Annotated in this window: 1 protein-coding gene; it reads right to left on the bottom strand. The window is 78.3% G+C overall.

Annotation, left to right across the window (positions count from 1 at the left end):
• Window positions 1-1,105, bottom strand: a 1,105-nt coding sequence (locus ACSNOD_RS31325) for an acyltransferase domain-containing protein (protein WP_436770459.1), incomplete at its 3' end; no start/stop codon positions are given.
• Between the last annotated feature and the right edge of the window lie 22 nt (window positions 1,106-1,127).

Genomic DNA, 1,127 nt, shown 5'->3' with positions numbered 1-1,127 from the left:
GCCGGTGGGCGGGCTCGATCCAGTGGCGCCGGCGCGCGAACGGATAGCCGGGCAGCGGGACGCGGCGGCGGGGCCGCTCCGCGTGGAGGGCGGGCCAGTCGACCTCGGCCCCGAGGGTCCACAGCCGGCCCACGGCGTCCAGGAGGGTGCGCCGGTCGGGCTCCCGCGCCTGGGGGTGGCGCATGGTGGGGAGGGCGTCGGCGTCCGGCCCGCACTGCTCCTCCACCAGGCGGGTGAGCACCCGGCCGGGGCCCACCTCCAGGAAGATGGGCCGCAGTTCGCGCCGGAGGTGTTCGAGGCCGGCGCCGAAGCGGACGGGCTCGCGGGTGTGCCGCACCCAGTGGTCGGGGTCGGTGGCCCGGTCCGCGGTGATCCAGGTGCCGGTGAGGTTGGAGACGTAGGGGATCTCCGGCGCGCGCAGCGGGACGGCGGCCACATCGGCGCGGTAGGTGTCGAGGACCGGGTCGAGCAGGGCGGAGTGGGCGGCGGCGCCGAAGCGGATGCGCCGGTGCGGCACCCCGTCCCCGGCCAGCCGGCGCTCGGCCTCGGCGAGGGCCGGCAGGGGGCCGGCCAGCGCACAGGACCGGGGCCCGTTGACGGCGGCGAGACAGAGCCCGGGGACGAGATAGCGGGCGCACGCCTCCTCGCCGAGGGCGACGCTCAGCATCCCGCCGTCGCCGGCGGCGCGGGCGAAGAGCCGCTCGCGGCGCACCACCAGGGGCAGCACGTCGGCGAGCGCCACGACCCCGGAGAGGCAGGCCGCGGTGTACTCGCCGAGGCTGTGTCCGAGCAGCGCCGCGGGGCGGATGCCCCAGGACATCAGGAGCCGGGCGAGGGCGTACTCGGCCGCGACCAGGGTGGGGAAGACACCGTCCTCGGCTCCGCCGCCGGCGGTGTCGGCCCGGGGTCCGTCGCCGGCGGGCGGGGCGTCGGTGCCGTACAGCAGGTCCCGGAGGTCCCGGTCGAGCACACCGCGCAGCAGATCGGCGCAGCGGTCGATCTCGCGCCGGTAGACCGGCTCGGTCTCGTACAGCCCCCGGCCCATGCCGGGATGCTGGGAGCCCGCCCCCGGGAGGAGGAACACCACCGGCCGCTCGGCGGTCACGGGGGCGGGCGCGGCGTGGGGG

Origin of the sequence: Streptomyces sp. URMC 123, assembly GCF_051386515.1 — a bacterium.
GTDB lineage: Bacteria > Actinomycetota > Actinomycetes > Streptomycetales > Streptomycetaceae > Streptomyces.
Note: the sequence above shows the minus strand (reverse complement) of the source record. Positions and strands in the feature narration are given on the sequence as shown.